The sequence below is a fragment of the Alteromonas salexigens genome (genome assembly GCF_025628895.1).
Lineage (GTDB): Bacteria > Pseudomonadota > Gammaproteobacteria > Enterobacterales > Alteromonadaceae > Alteromonas > Alteromonas salexigens.
In genome coordinates this window covers 32,747-51,930 of record NZ_JAOTJC010000011.1, presented here as the reverse complement: position 1 = coordinate 51,930, position 19,184 = coordinate 32,747, and the positions used below count along the sequence as shown (strand labels likewise).

The window sequence follows — 19,184 nt, the reverse complement described above, 5'->3', positions numbered from 1 at the left end:
CACACGCGTAACCCGCTAGTTACTCTTGTGAAACCCAGCCATTAACCGCTGTAGGGGTCAGGCTTTCATTCCAGCTGGTACCTTCGTTCCAGCTGGTACCTTCGTTCCAGCTGGTACCCTCGTTCCAGCTGGTACCTTCGTTCCAGCTGGTACCCTCGTTCCAGCTGGTACCTTCGTTCCAGCTCGTGCCTTCGTTCCAGCTGGTACCTTCATTCCAGCTGGTGCCTTCGTTCCAGCTAGTACCTTCGTTCCAGCTGGTACCTTCGTTCCAGCTGGTGCCCTCGTTCCAGCTGGTACCATCTGGCGCTACGATATACAGCTTGTTATTGTCATCGACACGGGCAGGCCCCTGAAAATGCTGGATACCGGCCAGGTCCGCTTCAATGTCTAACCCAGCGTTTGCACACCCGGTTTGGGTACTACGAACAGCGGCCACTGCGTTGATAAGGCCAGCCCCCTGCCGAAACGGACTGTAAGCAAGCTTTCCATCTACGGCGGCCGCATTAGCAGAGCTCATTAAGCGGCACTTCACGTCATCCGGCGTGAGGGTCGGATCATACTCCAGCATCAGGGCAACAGTACCGGTAACCACTGCCGCGGCCTGAGAAGTCCCAGAAATCTCATAATAACTACGGCCATAGATAGACTCAGGATGCTGCATAACCAAGGTAGGCAGGTTTACATCATGAATCTTGCCCAGCATGTGGCCACCCCAGGCGACGACGTCAGGCTTGATGAAGCCTTCGTGAGTAGGACCGGCAGCAGAAAAGGTGGTCATACGATCATCACTGAAATCGTAGGGGGTATAGTTGTCTGTAACAGCACCAACGGTAATAACATAAGGTACATTACCCGGAACTGATACCGTCATAGGGTCCGGGCCTGCGTTACCTGCAGAGGTCACTACTACAATGCCGGCATTCCACGCAGCCATAACGGCCTGGTTAAGCGGATCTTCCCAATAGTTTGATTGTGGGAGCGAACCGAATGACAGGTTAAGTACGCGAATGTTGAGTCTGTCTTTATACTTCACCACCCAGTCCAGACCACGAATGACGTTCAGGTAGGATCCCTGGCCATTCTTATCAAAAGCCTTTACTACTACCAGGTCGGCAAAGGGAGCCATTCCGTTGTAGTCGCCGTTTTTATCTTTAATACTGCTTACTGCAATGCCGGTAATGTGACTACCATGACCATGTTCGTCTGAATCAGTAGAACGGTACATCATATGGTCATTAATGGCGTTGTACTGTGCCCGGATCCGCTCATGACTGTCGGGATTTTTACGGGCGTACCAGCCTGGCCGTGAGGAATATCCGATCCCGGTGTCAATTACTGCCACCGTGACACCACGCCCGGTGATTCCATACCGGTGGACCCGGCTCGCGCCGGTTTGGCGAGTGATGTAAGTCGGGATCACAAAGGTTTGAGAGACGGCGTCCGTAACACCGTCAAGCTGCTGAGTAAGACTCTCTGTTACCACCTTCTGATCGGCGAACGTAGAGTACCCTTCGGTTTTAAGTGCATCGACCTGTGACGGGGTAAGGTTGGCCCCTATCGCACTGATCACACTGAAGGTATGGGTGACTTCACCGCCGGTGTTTCTCACCGCTGCTGTCAGCACTTCTTGTGAACCGCCCTGCACAACATAGGCGCCAGCCTGTTGTTCGGGTTGTTGGTTTGTTTGCCATACCATCGCGCCGGCTAGGGCAACAACTGCGATGGTAAGGACTATCTTTAACGAATTCATTTTTTACTTCCTCGTGGAAAATTCAACTAGCTCTTGGGAATGACATTGCATTCACTCGCTGATTATTCCTGCGTTACCCAACCCATGTTTACGTCGGACCATAAATTGGCGTCTGACCACAGGTTTGCATCGCTCCATAAATTGGCGTCTGACCACAAGTTCGCATCCGACCAAAGGTTGGCATCGGACCACAGGTTCGCATCGGACCACAGGTTCGCATCGGACCACAGGTTCGCATCGCTCCACAGATTGGCATCGCGGTACACACCGTTCCACTCGAAGCCGGCAAAGCCTTCTATATAGAAGTTACCGTTTTCGTCCTGACGTGCAGGGCCCATGTAGTGCTTGTCACCACGTAAGTCACTGGCGACATCCATTCCGCGGTTAGCACATCCGGTTTTGGTGTTATCGACTGCGCGCTGGGCATCAATCATGCCCGCACCTTGTTGAAAGACACTGTAAGCAAGCTCGCCGCTGTCAATCATGGCCGGGATAGCTGAATCTACCAGGCGGCACTTAATGTCATCTGGAGTAAGGTGAGGGTCAAGCTGCAGCATTAAGGCAACCACACCCGACGTCATTGCAGTTGACTGAGAGGTGCCCGACATCATAAAGAAGTCAAACCCGTCATGAAACTGCGGAAAGTTTTTGGCCAAATAAGAGTCTGACTTCATATTTCCGCTAACGTGTCCACCGTACGCCACTACTTCGGGTTTAAGAAACCCTTCGTAAGTAGGGCCGGCAGCTGAGAACTTAGTCACAAAGTCATCGGTAGTTGAGTTACGTGTATAGTTATCAGAAACAGCGCCCACAGTGATTACGTACGGGTTGTTCCCAGGCACACCAATGGTCATGGCCTCAGGTCCTTTATTGCCTGCTGACGCAATGACCACAATACCCGCTTCCCATGCAGCCATAACCGCTTGGTTAATGGGGTCGTCCCAGTAATGAGATTGCGCGTCGGCACTGAATGACATGTTCAGCACATCGATACCCAGCTCATCTTTGTGAGTAACGACATACTCTATTGCCGCAATGACGTCATGGTAAGTAGAAAACCCTTTCTCATCGAAAGCCTTTACTACTACCAATCCCGCATCTGGTGCGATCCCATTATATGAACCACGAGGTAGTTTATTTAAATCGTAGGATTCACTGCTACCCGCGATAATACTGCTGATATGACTGCCATGGCCATTGAGGTCTTCAATCTCAACAGGCTCACCGGTTGCCAGCTCCTCACCAGTTTCCAGTTCTGTCTGTGAGTATGCTTTACCTGAAAACACGTCGTAGAACGCTTTGATGCGGGTTGCATCATACGTATTTTTCTTCAGGCTAGAGTGACTGGAAATGCCACTGTCTATAACCGCCACGGTTACACCCTCGCCAGTGATGCCGTTTTGATGAAGCTCAACAGCGTTTATTACAGACGGGAAGTAGGTGTCACGTTTTTTGCTTGCATCAAAACTATAGTTAGTTGAGTTCAGCGTTTCTGAAATACCTTCTTTGAAGAATACGGTAATGTCGTAGGCCTGAGAGCTCTGTACAATAGGGCCTGCGAAGCTCACCTTGAAGTCTACTGACTGGTTCTGTTTAATTACCGGGTCTTTCATAACACTTGCATCAAGTGTGGTCATACCTGGCAAGCGGGGTTCTGCAATCAGATGATGGCTCCCCACCTTAAATTCTATCAACTTGCCGTTTTCTTCGGGCCAACTCATGACAACCTTTTCAATTGTCAGTGCCTGCTTGCTGGTGTTTTTAACCTGCCAGTAAAATTCTTGTTCGCCTTTCCAGACTAACTCTGGCTGGGATGTTGCTGAATAATTCGCCGACTCGTCACCCGTTGAGGGGTCGGTGCATTTGGGGTGGCAATCACGCTTGTTGTTACCTTTACCGCTTAACGCTACGCTTTTGTCGTCAAATAATGAAATCTCCGGGTATAGCTGGCGCGCCATGGCTGCCTGCTCTGGACTCACCTGCACCGCAGCGGCATTGATAACTGTGAAGCGTTGGGAAACTTCTATTCCTAATTCATCTACCAGATGTTGCAGTTGTGTCTCCGTCGCCCCACTCAATATATAGGATTGCTGTTGTGAAACATCAGCTTCAGCGATTTGGCCTTCGGCGGGATACCCGCTTTGCTGCTGGCCTGCATATAATAATGACCCTGTGCATAATACAGCGGAGACCACTATCGCCACTTTTTTCACTTTCAGAGTTTGCACTGCGCAAAAATCAATCATCTCTCATCCTCATTAACCGCTGGGGTTATACCTGCGAAGACTAATGCATAGTTCAGGCCAATCTTTATACAAACCAAAAGACAAAACATATGATATTGATTTTATTGAAGTTCAAATGTTCTCAACGGGGACTAAAAACGCAAAAATGCATTCTAATTAATCAAATTGAGGTGTGCAGAAAAATAAAGAAAAAATATGGCGAAATTTTTAACGAAATAGAAACAAATGACGAAAAATAAGATCCAAAACCATGTGCGAGAAAGAATCGGCGAAAAACTACAGAGGAAAGGCTCATTAACAAAAATAATGGCGTATTTAAGCGGCTCATCTACACCTAAAGTCGAAGCCACTTATGCGCCGGATCTTTCGCTTCTGAACAATACCTCAAACAACCCCGATATTGCTGCTGCATGAAAAGTGGATTAATAAAATATAAATAATATTGATTCTCATTTGTAATCAGTTAGTATATTTCCCCAACGCAAACGATAAGCGCTTGCATTTCGAATTAGTTATTAGAGGGACCATTATGAAGCTGAATCCAATTGCACTGGCCATCGCCTCCACCCTGTTTATTACAGCCTGTGGAAGTTCGTCGGATGACAACTCTGCGCCGGAACAGCCTGATAACAGTGCACCGACCGATATCACACTGAGCAGCAATACCGTGAATGAAAACGAAGCCGGTGTGGTGGTAGGTACCTTGTCGGCCACCGACGCCGATGCCGGGGATACCTTTACGTACAGCACAACCAGCAGTGAGTTTGTGATCACAGGCAATGAACTGTCGCTGGCCAGCGATGTGGCATTTGATTTCGAAACGACCGAAACGGTCAACGTCACCATCACAGTGGAAGACGCTGCCAGCGCATCGTACACCAAGGATTTCACAATCAATGTGAATGATGTATTAGATGTATACGCCTTCGACAGCCAGTTTGCAGCGGACGCCTCTGCGGTTTCCTACAGCGGTCAGACTGCGCGTCACCTGCTGATTAATGATCTGAACATTCTTATTGCCAATAACTTCAGTGATGCCAATGCACTGGACCTCAGCTTGTTTCCCAATAAAGCGGCGGTCGTTGCTGCGCTGGAAACCTATTTTGATGTCAGCGACTATGAGGCGTTATCGGCTCGCGCCTTATTAACGTCTACCACTCCGGCCGCACAGCAAACCACACTGGCTGACGTCTCCGGTTCGGAAAAGAACCTGGTAGGCAAAATCGCCGGGAACGATGCCACGGGTCAACACAAAGACTGGCAAACCGAGTTCGCAGGCTGGGGGTCAGTGGGCGATACCACGCCAGAAGCCTTAGTTCGCACCTATTTCGATATGCTGGGCGACAATGTGCAGGCCACCATTAATGGCGAAGCACGCTTCGACCCATTCGGTAATGAAATTACTACCCCTTACCTGACTGAAGATGGCCGGGATCTTAAGCAGCTCATTCAAAAGTTCCTGTTGATGTCGGTTGCTTTCTCTCAAGGTGCTGACGACTACCTGGATAACGATACTGAAGGGAAAGGCTTGTTATCGGATCACACTGACACCGGTAACGACTACACCGCCCTTGAGCATCAGTTTGATGAAGGCTTTGGTTATTTTGGTGCCGCACGTAACTACCTTGACTACTCCGATGAAGAGATTGCGTCGAAAGGCGGCCGAGAAGACTGGCAGGGTTACCATGATACCGACGGTGACGGCGATATTGACTTCACCGCTGAGTACAACTTCGGCCAATCCACCAACGCCGCCAAGCGTGATCTGGGTGCAACAGTATCAACTGACCTGACAGCCGAAGCGATGATGGCGTTCCTGCAAGGCCGTGCGCTGCTGAACAACACAGCAGGCAGCCCGCTGACTGATGCACAAATGGCAGAGCTTGTGGGCTATCGCGATACCGCGCTGATGGCCTGGGAGAAGTCTATTGCGGCTACGGTTGTTCATTATATTAATGACACAATCGCAGACCTGGAGGCTATCGGTACTGACGACTTTAATTACAGCGACCTCGCCAAGCACTGGTCTGAAATGAAAGGATTTGCGTTAGGCCTGCAGTTTAACCGCCTGTCGCCAGTCACTGATGAGCAGTTTGTCCAGGTACACGCCTACATGGGTACTCAGCCTGTTTTAACTGGCGATGTTGAAGCTTATCAAGCTGATTTGCTGGAAGCCCGCGCAATTCTGCAAGCCGCGTATGGCTTTGATGCAGAGAACGTCGCTAACTGGTAAAGGCAGCGACGTTGCCAGAAAACTTGTTACCGACAGGGCCGTTGCCCTGTCGGTTTGTCTTTGGAGCTAAGTTATGAAGAAAAAGGTTGCTCTAAGCGCAATCTCTGCGGCACTGATATTAACCCTGTCCGGCTGTGGTGAAAGCACCAGCAGTACGACCGGCGAACAGTACGGCCAGCCACAGACTCCCGTGAACACCACATTTGACCAAACCGCCCTGCTGGTTTCACTGGTCGACAATGCCATCATCCCCACCTACAAAGATTTTCTGAGCAAAGCGCAACAGCTGCAGACATCTGTGGACACCTACTGCGCGGCTATTGGTACCGATACCGAAGCCAGCTCCCGTGATGATGTTCACCAGGCCTGGCGTGGGTCGATGAGCGTATGGCAACTGGCAGAAATGATGCAGCTGGGGCCACTGAGTGAAAATAATAACGCGCTGCGTAACCGTATTTACTCCTGGCCCAATGTCAGCACCTGCGCGGTCGACCAGGACGTGGTTCTGGCAGACACCGACGCCAGTTATGCAATCAGTGACAGAACGGCCACCCGTAAAGGGCTGGACGCGCTGGAATACACCTTGTTCAGTGACGATTTAAATCATACCTGCACCGCGTTTGGTACCGCCCCTGAAGGCTGGAATAACCGCACCGAAGAAGCCCGGAAAACTGCCCGCTGTAGTTATTCTCAGCTCGCCGTTGATGACCTTATTGCTAACGCCGAAACGTTAATTGCTGAGTGGGAAGGAGACAACGGTTTCGGCGCCAGGCTGAAAAATGCCGGCCTGCCTGACAGCGAGTACCGGGTAGCGCTGGAAGCAGTCAACGATGTCAGCGACAGTATGTTCTATCTTACCGAAGTGACTAAGGACGCCAAGCTGGCTACACCTATTGGCATTCTGGCCAACGACTGTGGCCTGTCGCCCTGCCCGCAGAATGTTGAGTCTCAATATGCTCACCATTCGCTGCAAAACATCATTGCCAACCTGAAAGCCATGCGATTGCTGTTTACCGGTGGGGTAGCGGCAGAAGGTGAAACGACCACAGGCTTTAATGACTTTTTGGTGGATGTGGGTGACGAGGAAACCGCTACCCGTATGCTGGCCGATCTGGACGCGGCAATACAGTTCGCAGAAAGTCTGGACGGCAGTTTTGCCAGCATTGTGGAGGATCAGACCGAACAGGCGGAAACTCTGCACAACCGGGTAAAAGATGTCACCGACACCTTAAAAACTGACTTTATTCAAAGCTTAGCACTTGAGCTTCCAGCAACATCGGCAGGCGACAATGACTAAAACTAGTATGTTTACCTCACGTGGCAGACTCACTGCCGTAGCTGCAATTATCAGCGCGTCACTCAGCACCCCAGCGCTGGCCGACGAGACCAGTGTTGAGCGGGTAAGTATTATCGGTAATCAGCAAAAAATCGACCAGGCAGCGGGCGCTGTGGATGTTATTGGTGAGCTGCAGCTTGAACAGTTTCAGTTTGACGATATCAACCGCATCCTCAGTCAGGTGCCCGGCGTCAATATCCGTCAGGAAGACGGCTACGGGTTACGCCCCAACATTGGTTTTCGCGGCGTCACCCCTGAGCGTAGTAAAAAAATAAATATTATGGAAGACGGCGTGCTGATTGGCCCGGCCCCCTACTCGGCCCCGGCAGCCTACTATTTCCCTATGGCCTCGCGTATGACGGCAGTGGAGGTCACTAAAGGCCCGTCCACCATCCAGTATGGACCCAATACCGTAGCCGGTGCTATCAACATGGTATCCCGTGGGATCCCGGCTGATAGCGAAGGCGCCGTCGATGTGGCCGCAGGTACCGATGGCTATTACAAAGGCCATGCGCACTATGGTAATACCAACGGTCAGTTTGGCTATCTGCTGGAAGCCATCACCCTGGGCGCCGATGGGTTTAAAGAGCTGGATAATGGCGACGACACCGGGTTTGATAAAACCGATCTCCTGGCCAAGTTTAACTACCGCTTTTCGGTTGGCGAAACGTCTCAGCTGGTTGAACTGAAAGTCAGTCGCAGTGATGAAACTTCCAATGAAACCTATCTGGGACTCACCGATGCAGACTTTGCAGCCACACCGTACCGTCGCTACGCCGCCAGTCAGCTGGATAAATTTGAAGCCGAACACAGCCAGGTACAGTTAACTCACCTGCTCGAAACAGACCAGTTAAGAGTGACTACCCGGTTGTACCGCAATGATTTTGAGCGCGACTGGTTTAAAATTGATAACTTCACCAGCTCTCAGGGCGGACAGGTACCCAGCCTGCTGGAAATTCTTACCCGGCCTGAAGATGAAACCAACCAGCGCTATTATCAGGTGCTGACCGGCCAGCGTGACAGTACCTCACAGGAAATCCTGCAACTGAACAGCAACGACCGTGAGTTCTTCTCACAAGGCGTGCAAATTGATGTTGATGGTGACGTTACCCTGTTTGGATTACAGCACGAAATAGCCACCGGCATTCGTTTCCATGAAGATGAAATTCAGCGTAATCACACCGCCACCAACTACTTTATGCGCAGCGGCTCGCTTACGCCCACCGGCGAAGACACCAGGGCCACCACCACCAACACCGAAAATACCGAAGCCATCAGCGTGTACCTGCAAGACACTATCACCCTTGGGGACTTGCGTTTAACCGCAGGCATAAGAGGCGAGTTGATTGACGGTTACTACCAGAACCGTACACCAGGTTTTGAGCAGGATTTCCAACATAAAACCACCCGCATCTGGCTGCCCAGTGTCAGTGGTTATTATGCGTTAAACCGCGAGCACGGTGTGTTTGCCGGGGTACATAAAGGCTTTGTGCCCACCAGCCCCATTCAGGATGCGTCTATTGATGTAGAAGAAAGCATTAACTATGAGGCAGGCTGGCGCTACATCAACAACGGCACCCGGGTAGAAGTCACCACCTTTTACAGTGATTACAGCAACCTGATTGAATCCTGTTCCCTGTCATCTGGCTGCGCGACTGACCTGACCTTTGCGGCTGGCGAAGTGGATGTGTATGGACTGGAAACGTCCTGGCACACCAGTTACCGCCTCACCAACGGCTGGTCTATGCCCATCACGGTGAACTACACTCGTACCGAGTCTGAGTTTAATAACAGCTTTTACTCGTCATTCGCGCAATGGGGCTTTGTGAACGAAGGCGACAGCGTCCCTTACCTGGCAAATAATGTAGGCTCGTTAAGTATCGGTCTGCAAGGTAACCGCTGGGATGTGTACCTGTTGGCGAATTATGTGAGCGATATGCCCGAAGCGGCGCAAACCGCACTGACCGGCGACAGCCGCGACAGTACGCTTGCTGGGGTGCGCACCGATGCCATGTTCACGCTGGATATGTCTGCGTCCTATCGTTTCCCCGATTGGGGCAAGGTCTATCTGAAACTGGACAACGTGACCGAAGAAGAAGATATTGTAAGCCGCAGACCTTATGGGGCCCGTCCGGGTAAACCCCGTCAGGTGCAGCTAGGCTACCAGTATCAGTTTTAAGAGGAACCGACACAGTAATGTGGGATAGCGTTTTTCAGACCCTGTTTACAGAAGCCGGGCAGATGGTCGGGTCGTTAGTGAACCCTAACACCCGGCTGTTCTTCGGCTACACACTCAGCGCGGCCTTACTGGCCGTGCTGGTGTGGGCAGTGCACGAAAAACAACAGCGTTCCTTCAAAGGCATGGTGAAATACCTGTTTAATCCCAGGATTTGGTGGCACACCTCAGCCAAACTGGACTACCGCCTGTTTGTAATTAACCGGGTGGTACGTCTGTTTATCTGGGCGCCGGTGCTGCTCACCATGGTGCCCATTGCGATTGGCCTGTCGGACGGTCTGGAGGCCGTATTCGGTCAGCTACAGCCACTGTCGACTAATCCGGTGACGGTGACGCTTTGGTTTACTCTGTTGCTATTCCTGTTCGATGACTTCACCCGTTTTTTGTTACATCTTGCAATGCATAAAATTCCCGCCTTATGGGAATTTCATAAGGTACACCACTCTGCACAGGTGCTTACCCCAATGACCGTGTACCGCTCACATCCATTAGAGAGCTTCCTGTATGCCACCCGCATGGCATTAGCACAGGGTGCCGCGGTGGGCGTGAGCTATTATTTCTTTGGCCCTACGCTCAGCATGCTGGACATACTGGGTGCCAACATGTTTATTTTCGTCTTTAATATGGCGGGCTCAAACCTGCGCCACTCTCACGTTTACTGGAAGTGGGGCAATACCATTGAAAAGTGGTTCATCAGCCCGGCACAACACCAGATCCACCACTCCACAAACCCAGTCCATTTCGACAAAAACTTCGGGACCACCCTGGCAGTCTGGGACCGGCTGTTTAACAGCCTGGTTCTTTCATCCACAGCCAAGCGTCTGCGGTTCGGACTGGGTGGCCGTGAAGCCAGTCACCGTAGCGTTGCCGATGCCTATATTCGCCCATTCCGCGCGCTCTTTAAAAGGCGCAAGCCCATCAGCAAGCAGACCACGCCAGACCATACTACCCGTCCGGTGTAATTTCTCTTCAAAGCTTAAACCTAGATTCGCCGGGATGGCGGAGGTGACGCGCCGCGCGCTCGTTCGTACCTGTTCCCTTCGCGTTGGCGCAAACTGTGTAGCGAACTACGACTCACCAGGCGGGCGTACCACAACGCATTGCCCTTTACTCTTTAACAATGCCCCAAACAAAAACGGCCGCTCAGAGAGCGGCCGTTTCGTTTACCTGAAAACAGGAAGTCACATGTCAGGACGAGTACGCGGCTGACTGCGACGAACCTTGTGCAGGCCGTCGGCGACGCGGTGCCGAAGAACGGGCTGGCCGCTCCTGCTGGCCACGATTGCTCGCTTGCTGACGCGGTGCCTTCGGTTTTTTAGGTTTTTTCGGTGCGGTTAAGCGGGTTTCAGGCAGCCCTACTTCTGGCACAAACCCTTCCAGTTCCTGCCTTGGCAATAACTTCTGAATAAGGGTTTCAATGTCTTTGAGCTGCTGCAGTTCGTCCGCACTCACCAGAGACCATGCCTGGCCCGTAGCGCCTGCACGACCGGTACGCCCGATCCGGTGCACATAATCGGCTGCGGTGTTGGGTAAATCGATGTTTACTACCACCGGCAGCTGACTGATATCAATACCACGGGCTGCGATGTCGGTTGCCACCATGACATCAATATCGCCTTGTTTGAATTCTGCCAGTGCCTTGGTGCGGGCGCCCTGACTTTTATTTCCGTGGATCGCCGCGCTGGCAATACCTGCCGACTGCAGTTTTTTCACGATGCGGTTGGCACCGTGCTTGGTACGGCTGAACACGAGCGTTTGCGTCCAGTTGTTTTTCTTGATCATTTTGATCAGCGCCGATGTTTTACGGCTCTTATCAAGGGGTACCAGCTTTTGCTCAATCACGTCCACAGTGGAATTCTCTGGCGCGGTAGAAATCTTCACCGGGTTATTCGTGATAGTTTGCGCAAAGGCTGTCACTGTGTCTGAAAACGTTGCTGAGAATAACAGCGTCTGACGTTTTTTAGGCAGCAGTTTCAGAATTCGTTTGATGTCATGGATAAAGCCCATGTCCAACATGCGGTCGGCTTCATCCAGAACCAGCACTTCCAGTTGGTCGAACTTCACTGCATTTTGCTGATGCAGATCCAGTAACCGGCCGGGGGTTGCCACCAGCACATCGGCACCGCGACGCAACCGCTTCATTTGCGGGTTAATGCCCACACCACCAAATACTACCGCAGTGGATAATGGCAGATCGGCACTCAGTGCGGTCACACTGTCAGCGACTTGCGCGGCCAGCTCACGGGTTGGCGTTAATATAAGTGCTCGTACCTGGTTTGCGCCAGGCTTACGCCCTTCTGACAAACGTTGCAAGATCGGCAAAGCAAAGCCAGCTGTTTTACCGGTTCCGGTCTGAGCAGCGGCAAGCACATCGTTACCGGCCAGAATGGGCGGAATTGCCTGTTCCTGGATAGGTGACGGTGTTTGATAATTTTGCGCAGAAATAGCGCTAAGCAGTGGGGCGGATAAGCCCAACTCAGAAAATGGCATGCGTACCTCAGATGGTAAGAAAAACGGAAGTGAAGAAGGGGCTGGATAGACGGGCGCAAAGGCTGCGCCCGGGGTATTACTGGCGTTTACAGTACTTCTACTTCTGAAGCCTGAGGGCCTTTCTGGCCTTGTTCTACTACGAACTGCACGCTTTGACCTTCAGTCAGAGTGCGGAAGCCGTCAGATTTGATCGCGCGGAAATGTACGAATACATCTTTGCCGCCGTCTGGCTGAGAAATAAAACCGAAACCTTTAGTTTCATCGAACCACTTTACTGTACCTGTCACTGTAGACATAGATAACTCCTGATATAAATTAATTTGTGGGTGCATTCGCAACCCGGGTCGCACTGAAGGGCTATCGCTTTGTAACAGATCTAAATCAGTAGAGGTCGTAATGTGAATCGCGCTAGGGGACAAACAAGGGACTTTCGGATGTAGCAATGATCAAATGTAAATAGAACCTTCAAAAGGCGAGCGCATGGTAGCACCCTTATTTCCGCTTGGCTAGCATATTTTTTGTGCATTTAAAAAAGAGGCGCATGGGGTGGTACCACGCTGGCTCGCCACCAGCGCCAACTTCAATGCTCGCTGTTCATCACCTTTGCAGCGGCTGCCTGGCGGCGCTGTAGGAAGGTGTGCAATGGGTCAGTCAGCGCGGGCGCCTGCGAAGCCATTTCGCTGCGCCAGCCGGAGCCGGCACTCCAGATGAAGGGCACCCATCGCGTTTGCAACTGCTCGCGCAGTAATGTCCTGGCCTGGGCCGCGTTCCCGGAATCGGAAAGCATGGCGTAGGTCCCGGTTACTTTGGGCAGCAATACGGGCGGTATGCTGACTGGTGCAGGGTCTGGCGTAATCTCCGCCCCCGCACGTAATGCCGCGATACCCGCCATACGGTGCAAATTCAGATAATTTACCTTGGGCGCAGTTTCTGGCGGCCAGGGCTGTTGTAATACCTCGATGGCTTTTTGTTCTTCTCCCAGCTGCCGGTAGACACTCACCAGCACAGGAACCAGTGAGAAGATGCGGTTGTCCAGCAAGGCTGACTCGGCCAGCAGCGCCGCGGCCACATCAGGGTTTTGCTGCTGATAGGCAAAACGAACAAACCCTTTCCATAATCTGGCGTCCGTACCGTCTCCCAGTAACGATGCCGTGGTAGTAAACAGTGCATCCGCCTGGTCGGGCAGGCCCAGTTCCAGATATAGCAACCCTGCATAGGCCGTATTCACCGGCGAAGAAGCATCCTGCTTAAGGCTGGCCTGCATCACCGCAATTGCCTCAGGCAGTCTGCCCATCTGATGCAGTATCTTTGCTTTCCACACATACGCCCAGGTGTATTTTTCATCAATGGCAATGGCGGCATCGGTCGCCTCAAGCGCCGCATCCAGTTCATTTCGCCAGAAATGGACAATGGCCTGATTAACATTGATCCAGGGCGAATACGGGTCGGCTTCTAGCGCCAGTTCAGCATACCGCTGCGCGGTATCAAACTGATTTTGCGCCAGCCGCAATTCCGAATACAGATACAGCGCGGACGGATGACTTGGACTGTGTTGCAGTACCTGTTGCAGGGCTTTTTCAGCGGCGGTGAACCGTTGGGCTGAGGTGGCAAGGATCGCCCGGGCCAGATGTGCATACGTATCGTTGGGGTCTAATGTTAATGCCGTATCGATGGCTGTTTGTGCCAGTTGTCTGGCCTTAGCGGGGGCCAGATGCCGGTCGTGGTAATCGTACCGTGCGTAAATATACGCCAGACTACCGTAGGCGCGCGCGTAGCCGGGATCTTCTTCAATGGCTTTGTTAAATGCCGCTTCAGCCTGCAAAAACCAGTCACTGGTGCTGCCATTCATCAGCCAGTAGTTACCTTTCAGCAGCGCCTGATAGGCGTCCACATTACTCACCTGCCCGCGGGAACCCAGCGTCGATGCGGTACCGGCAGACGGCAGCAGTACGGTCAGTACATCCTGCGCCACGGTATCGGATATGGTCAGCAGGTGGGCATTTTCGTCTTCGTAAGTGTTGCTCCACACGGTGGCATCTTTTGTCGCATCAATCAGACGCACGGTGATGTGAAAACGCCCGTCTGCCTGCTGCACACTGCCTTCCAGTAAAAAGCGTACATCCAGCGCCCCAGCGAGGCTTTCCACCGTCGTATGTTGTCTGACACTCGCCAGCGTGCTGTAGCGTGAGGGTACCCGCAGATTGCCAACCCGCCCCAGGGCAGTCACCAGTTCCTCGGAGATCCCCTGTGCCAGATATTCGGATTTCTCTTCTCCACCCGCGCTGGTTAGCGGCAGCACAGCCACTGACGGCGCCTCGTCCAGCAGGCTGGAGTCGGACGACTGGACTAACCAGGCAACCACTCCGATAATTGCCATTACAATTAAGAGCGGTAGCCCCCAGCGCCACTTGCCCCCCTTGCCACTATCATAGTCAGCCGGGATAACATCATCAGTGAGTGGCGGTACGTCAGCCTGTTCAGGGCGAATAGGATCAACCACTTCGGGGGGCGCGAGTCCTGCGACCTCCTGATGCCAGTGCACCGCAGCATTAAGTCGGTAACCCTTTTTGGGTACAGTTTGAATGACTGCGCGGCTTTTGCTGTCATTAAATGCGTTGCGTAACTGAGAAATCGTACGGGTGAGCGCTTCATCCACTACCACCCGGTCTCCCCACACCTGCTCTAACAGCGCCTGGCGATTCACGGTTTTATTTGCCTGTGCCGCCAGCACCTGCAATACCTGCATCGCTCTTGGCTCAATATGCTTCGCGGTGCCGTCAAACGTGACGGTATTATCATCGGTATTTACCAGATATTCGCCGATGGTAAAGCGCGTCGACTCAGCATTATCGGTCATAGTCAATTATCACCCGTCCAGACACAAACATAAAATCTCTATTTATTTCATAAAGATAACCCATCATTAGGAAATCATCAGCTTTTAGTTATGCAACCATCAGGCGCTTGCTGAGTGTGCTAACCATACTCGCTTACAAGGCAACGCATTTACAACCCGTCTGTCAATAATAAGACGGCTCCGGCGCTGCTGCGACCCTACGCCACCACGTTTAAGGAAATCTTATGGCTAAGCTACGTCAACATTCGTTAATCCTATCAATTGTGACTGCAATTATTCTGCCTGTTGCGGCCCATGCTGCCGACGGCCCGGCGCTGAAATTAAAAACCAGTATTGAGGACGTAAATGGCGTGCGCGAAATAGAAGCGGGCGAGTATGTCGCCGGTATTCGTAAAACCCTGGCAGCACTGAATATGTCTTCCGCGCCGTCCCGCCGGGCACCGCTATTAAACAACCTGTGTGTCGCCCACATTGCCACCGGCAACCTCAGCACGGCGCAGCAATCTTGCAACGACGCGGTAGCCAGTGCAGCCGGAAGCGCCATTGCCTACAATAACCGGGCGGTATATTACTGTCTGGCAGATCGCGCAGACGCCTGCCATGCAGACCTTGAAAAAGCCCAGCAACTAAGTAAGGAGCACCGCCTGATTCGGCAGAACCTGAATGCGGTCGCTGACAGCGACTTACTGGTCAGTAGTCAGTAATTGTAGCTGGCGGGAGGCAAGCGAAGTCGCCTCCCCTGCCGTATTTGTTCCCCCCTCACCCGTGCCAGCTTCCAATGCCCCCATCTTTAACTTTGCCGTCGTCGCATACCCGTAACCCGGACTAGACAATCACGCAATCTTTACTGTAATTAAAGACAAGTAAACCCTTCACCTTGCCGGTATCTCACGGAGCCATCTACTGGTATGAATGACGTATCCACGAAGTTTATTCGCTGTGGCTTGTTCACCCTGCTTGTGCTTATTGCCATGCAGCTGTTCAGTACCGGCGCATTCGCCGCCGGCCTTTCAGGCGCAGACAATAGCCCCCTCCATCAGCAGGCATTGCGCGATCTCACGCAACTGGCCGACAACGCCATGGGCGGGCGTAAGCCGGGCACCCCGGGTCATCACGCGGCCAAGCAATATCTTCAGCGCCGCTTTACCGAGCTGGCACTGGAGCCCCTGACAGACGACTATCGCCAGCCATTCTGCTATACCCCAGATGTGAGCAAAACCTGCGGGGTCAATATCAGTGGCCTCATCAGGGGCACCAGGCATCCTCAGACTTACCTGGTAATCACCGCTCATTACGACCATTTGGGCATACGGGGTGGCCGGGTTTTTAACGGCGCTGATGATAATGCCTCGGGGGTTGCCGTTATGCTGGCCGTGGCGAGCGCTTTTACAGCACGCCCACCCCGCCACAGTGTGATATTTCTCGCCACCGACGCCGAAGAAGCGGGCCTGTATGGGTCAAAGCACTGGGTTGAGAACGCCCCGGTACCATTGTCGCAAATCAAGCTTAATCTGAACCTGGATATGTTGGCGCACGGCGGTCGCAGCCAGCGGGCATTTATTCTTACGCCCCGGCGCAACAGCCTGCTGCGTGAATGGCTGGGACAGTTTAAAGGTGCCGTCCCACACGCGCGAATAGCCATCAGTCCAGCCAGACTTTACCGCCCTGATGCCCGCTATCTGGCGCGCCCCACTTGGCGCAAAACCAGTGATCATGCCAGCTTTCTGGCCGTGGGCATCGACAGTATTTTTATGGCCGGTGACACTCATGTCCACTATCACACACCAAGCGATTCTGTGGCTAATATCCGGCAGGCTTTTTTCCTCAGTAAGGTGGATATTGCGTTAGCGCTTAGCAGGCGTTTAGACGACGCGCTGCCAACCATAACGTTTCCCTGAGATCTGCATTGATAACCTGCCAAATGCAATAAAAAAGGCGGGGGTGCCTGTGCACCCTCGCCAAGCGGGGCCGGGCGGTAAGCTAAATTTACACGCCGCCCCTGACAGGAACCGGGGAGTGGTAAAAGTTGGAAGGCCGGCCTAGTGAAACGGTCCTAAGGTCTGTTCGCTGTCACCATACGACTGGTAATAGAGTTCGTTCCCATGCAGGTAATACACACCTGTGTCAGTGAGTACACTGCGGTTATCCCAAACTCTGTAGTGGCTTGTTGCCGCCGTGGGTATAACTGTGTTGGCTACTTCCATGAACGGGCGCTGCTCCCCGTGTGCCACATTTAATACCAGAAGCTGGCTGTCGCTTGCGCCGGTCCCCCAGTTGACTACCGGCATGCCAAACAGGGTGTGGGTCGAACCTTCGAGCACCGACAGGGTGCGGTAGTCGAACTCTACCGGGGTGTAGCTGTATTCCGCAGTATACTGGTCGATTTCCAGCGGATTAGCCGGATCCCGTACATCGAAGAGACTGACCTTCAGTGAACTTACCGGCACCAGTTGGTCGCCAGCGTCGCCCCCTGAGCCTGGCGATTGCCACTCAACTTGCTGGCCCACACCCAGCAACAAGTCGTCACCGAACGGGTGTAAATAACTCGAATAGCCAGGAATTTCGAGCTCACCCAGCATGCGAGGATCGGCAGGATCCGCCAAATCCAGCACGTACAATGGGTCAATGGTTTCAAATGTCACAACGTACGCTTTATCTTTTACATATCTGACTGCGTAGACTTGTTCGCCAGGTTTGCCGATAGGGGTGGGATAGGTGCTGTTGGGCAATTCGCCTACAACAACCAGTTCTTCGCCTTGCTGCTCTAGCGTATAGAGGTGATGCGTATTCTGGGGCTCAGTAAGAGTGGCGAGGATGCGGAAGACCCCGTCCCGCTCGCTCATCCGCAGCTGAGAGTGGGCAGAGTGCGTACCGGCTATCCCGGCGACTTGTCCGGTCGCCACATAGCGGGGGGAATCTGACAGGTTAAATTTATGGATGGTGGTATCGGTTGTACCACCGGCGGTAAGATAAAGTGCCTCGTGGCCCATGTGAAAAGACGAAACATAACCCACCACGCAAGTGGCCTGTAATGATGCAGGTGCTGACAGATCCAGCTTTAAGATCTGCACGATACGGGCGTATCCGTCTTGCTCGGTGGCATTGGCAGGCAGGTAGCAATTATCAAGAGCCAGCACCCGCTGCGCCACGCCATTGACTTTTACTTCTGGCAAAAAACTGGTGTCCGCCATATCCAGAATTTGATTATAGCGGGCACGCTGCGCAGCAGGCGACGAGTCTGTCGATAACTCCGGTACCGGCGGGATATAGTCGCTGACAAAGTAAACTGCATCATCAATTCGCCGGCTAGCCCACAGGTTTCCATCTACCTCAATATTGGTCGGTTGACTGACATTACGTTTATCTGAAACGTCGAATACATCTACCGAAAAATAGCTGGCAGTGTCGCTGACCACCTGTGCCGATACCGCCAGCGGCTGGATAAAGTATTGGTGCTGCTGGGTGACCGCCGCAAGTATAGCGGCTTCCTCGTCAGCATGCAGATAAATACCGGATAGGGTGCTGTCAGGCTGGGAGAGAGGAAGCGTGGCTGTATTTACCAGCCGGTTATCGGCCTCCCGACGATAAATGACCACCTGTGAAGCATCGGTATCCGATAACGAAGTAATGTTTTGCGCGACAAAAAAGTGCGTCCCATCAAACTCTATTCTGTCCAGTTCATCAATACCTTCTACCTGCGTGGTGGTTTCTGAATAGGTACTCGGCACCTCACCAGCGGTGGCATCAACCGGCGTGGGGTTGGCCAGATACTGTTCGTAACTGAAATAAACACCATTTTTAATAAACAATGCCGCACTGGGTCCCGGCTTTTGCTCCAGCTGCCCGGAAATAGCCTGGGGTGTCTGCAACGGGGGCGGCGTTGCTCCCGGTAAGGTTTCCCCTGAGTCATTACATCCTGTTCCTATCACGGTAATCGCAATTGCCGAAGCCAACACGTTTGTAATCGCTGCGCGTGAGACAGCCATAGTTTCTCTCCTGAAATAGACTTGCTTGACCCGGATAGCGTAATGCAGTG

13 protein-coding genes are annotated in these 19,184 nt (G+C 52.6%); 7 read left to right on the top strand and 6 right to left on the bottom strand.

Translation table 11 applies throughout. The features are described from left to right. Nucleotides 1–19 precede the first annotated feature (19 nt). Together OCL06_RS12285 and OCL06_RS12280 are read right to left on the bottom strand one after the other, a co-directional pair. The gene (locus OCL06_RS12285; RefSeq protein WP_262994976.1) at nucleotides 20–1,750 is read right to left on the bottom strand and encodes a S8 family peptidase; all 1,731 of its coding nucleotides are present in this window, start codon (nucleotides 1,748–1,750) and stop codon (nucleotides 20–22) included. 62 nt (nucleotides 1,751–1,812) lie between these two features. Next, complete coding sequence (locus tag OCL06_RS12280; protein ID WP_262994974.1) at nucleotides 1,813–3,996, bottom strand: S8 family peptidase; 2,184 nt, start codon at nucleotides 3,994–3,996, stop codon at nucleotides 1,813–1,815. Nucleotides 3,997–4,221: 225 nt separating this feature from the next. Between OCL06_RS12280 and OCL06_RS12275 the strand changes: the two genes are divergently transcribed. From OCL06_RS12275 to OCL06_RS12255, 5 genes are all read left to right on the top strand, one after another. Beyond that, nucleotides 4,222–4,410, top strand: coding sequence for a hypothetical protein (locus OCL06_RS12275; protein WP_262994972.1), 189 nt, complete (start codon nucleotides 4,222–4,224; stop codon nucleotides 4,408–4,410). A 115-nt stretch (nucleotides 4,411–4,525) separates the two neighbouring features. Continuing rightward, the gene (locus tag OCL06_RS12270) at nucleotides 4,526–6,229 is read left to right on the top strand and encodes a DUF4856 domain-containing protein (RefSeq protein ID WP_262994970.1); all 1,704 of its coding nucleotides are present in this window, start codon (nucleotides 4,526–4,528) and stop codon (nucleotides 6,227–6,229) included. A gap of 73 nt (nucleotides 6,230–6,302) precedes the next feature. Beyond that, the gene (locus tag OCL06_RS12265) at nucleotides 6,303–7,526 is read left to right on the top strand and encodes an imelysin family protein (RefSeq protein WP_262994968.1); all 1,224 of its coding nucleotides are present in this window, start codon (nucleotides 6,303–6,305) and stop codon (nucleotides 7,524–7,526) included. Continuing rightward, on the top strand, nucleotides 7,519–9,744 hold the full coding sequence (locus OCL06_RS12260) for a TonB-dependent receptor family protein (protein ID WP_262994965.1): 2,226 nt from the start codon (nucleotides 7,519–7,521) through the stop codon (nucleotides 9,742–9,744). Before OCL06_RS12265 ends, OCL06_RS12260 begins: the two co-directional genes overlap by 8 nt. Before the next feature lie 17 nt (nucleotides 9,745–9,761). Beyond that, nucleotides 9,762–10,763 (top strand): sterol desaturase family protein, encoded by a 1,002-nt coding sequence (locus OCL06_RS12255; RefSeq protein ID WP_262994963.1) that lies wholly within the window; start codon nucleotides 9,762–9,764, stop codon nucleotides 10,761–10,763. Nucleotides 10,764–10,989: 226 nt separating this feature from the next. Here the strand turns inward: OCL06_RS12255 and OCL06_RS12250 are convergent, their stop codons facing one another. From OCL06_RS12250 to OCL06_RS12240, 3 genes are all read right to left on the bottom strand, one after another. Then, on the bottom strand, nucleotides 10,990–12,291 hold the full coding sequence (locus OCL06_RS12250) for a DEAD/DEAH box helicase (protein WP_262994961.1): 1,302 nt from the start codon (nucleotides 12,289–12,291) through the stop codon (nucleotides 10,990–10,992). Between the two features lie 86 nt (nucleotides 12,292–12,377). After that, nucleotides 12,378–12,587 carry a transcription antiterminator/RNA stability regulator CspE gene (gene cspE / locus OCL06_RS12245; protein ID WP_262994959.1) on the bottom strand — a complete coding sequence of 70 codons (210 nt, stop codon included), beginning with the start codon at nucleotides 12,585–12,587 and terminating at the stop codon, nucleotides 12,378–12,380. Nucleotides 12,588–12,871: 284 nt separating this feature from the next. Continuing rightward, the gene (locus tag OCL06_RS12240) at nucleotides 12,872–15,148 is read right to left on the bottom strand and encodes a tetratricopeptide repeat protein (RefSeq protein ID WP_262994957.1); all 2,277 of its coding nucleotides are present in this window, start codon (nucleotides 15,146–15,148) and stop codon (nucleotides 12,872–12,874) included. A 224-nt stretch (nucleotides 15,149–15,372) separates the two neighbouring features. Between OCL06_RS12240 and OCL06_RS12235 the strand changes: the two genes are divergently transcribed. Together OCL06_RS12235 and OCL06_RS12230 are read left to right on the top strand one after the other, a co-directional pair. Then, a complete protein-coding gene (locus OCL06_RS12235; protein WP_262994955.1) occupies nucleotides 15,373–15,852 on the top strand; it encodes a hypothetical protein in 480 nt (159 codons plus the stop codon). A gap of 204 nt (nucleotides 15,853–16,056) precedes the next feature. Then, the gene (locus OCL06_RS12230) at nucleotides 16,057–17,046 is read left to right on the top strand and encodes a M28 family peptidase (RefSeq protein WP_262994953.1); all 990 of its coding nucleotides are present in this window, start codon (nucleotides 16,057–16,059) and stop codon (nucleotides 17,044–17,046) included. Nucleotides 17,047–17,187: 141 nt separating this feature from the next. Here OCL06_RS12230 and OCL06_RS12225 read toward each other — a convergent pair whose 3' ends face one another. Next, entirely contained in the window at nucleotides 17,188–19,134 is a 1,947-nt protein-coding gene (locus OCL06_RS12225; protein WP_262994951.1) for a beta-propeller domain-containing protein, read from the bottom strand. Nucleotides 19,135–19,184 lie beyond the last annotated feature (50 nt).

Coding starts and splice junctions, on each gene's coding strand:
- OCL06_RS12285 (WP_262994976.1), bottom strand. CDS start 1,750: ATGAATTCGTTAAAGATAGTCCTTACCATCGCAGTTGTTGCCCTAGCC.
- OCL06_RS12280 (WP_262994974.1), bottom strand. CDS start 3,996: ATGATTGATTTTTGCGCAGTGCAAACTCTGAAAGTGAAAAAAGTGGCG.
- OCL06_RS12275 (WP_262994972.1), top strand. CDS start 4,222: ATGACGAAAAATAAGATCCAAAACCATGTGCGAGAAAGAATCGGCGAA.
- OCL06_RS12270 (WP_262994970.1), top strand. CDS start 4,526: ATGAAGCTGAATCCAATTGCACTGGCCATCGCCTCCACCCTGTTTATT.
- OCL06_RS12265 (WP_262994968.1), top strand. CDS start 6,303: ATGAAGAAAAAGGTTGCTCTAAGCGCAATCTCTGCGGCACTGATATTA.
- OCL06_RS12260 (WP_262994965.1), top strand. CDS start 7,519: ATGACTAAAACTAGTATGTTTACCTCACGTGGCAGACTCACTGCCGTA.
- OCL06_RS12255 (WP_262994963.1), top strand. CDS start 9,762: ATGTGGGATAGCGTTTTTCAGACCCTGTTTACAGAAGCCGGGCAGATG.
- OCL06_RS12250 (WP_262994961.1), bottom strand. CDS start 12,291: ATGCCATTTTCTGAGTTGGGCTTATCCGCCCCACTGCTTAGCGCTATT.
- cspE (WP_262994959.1), bottom strand. CDS start 12,587: ATGTCTACAGTGACAGGTACAGTAAAGTGGTTCGATGAAACTAAAGGT.
- OCL06_RS12240 (WP_262994957.1), bottom strand. CDS start 15,148: ATGACCGATAATGCTGAGTCGACGCGCTTTACCATCGGCGAATATCTG.
- OCL06_RS12235 (WP_262994955.1), top strand. CDS start 15,373: ATGGCTAAGCTACGTCAACATTCGTTAATCCTATCAATTGTGACTGCA.
- OCL06_RS12230 (WP_262994953.1), top strand. CDS start 16,057: ATGAATGACGTATCCACGAAGTTTATTCGCTGTGGCTTGTTCACCCTG.
- OCL06_RS12225 (WP_262994951.1), bottom strand. CDS start 19,134: ATGGCTGTCTCACGCGCAGCGATTACAAACGTGTTGGCTTCGGCAATT.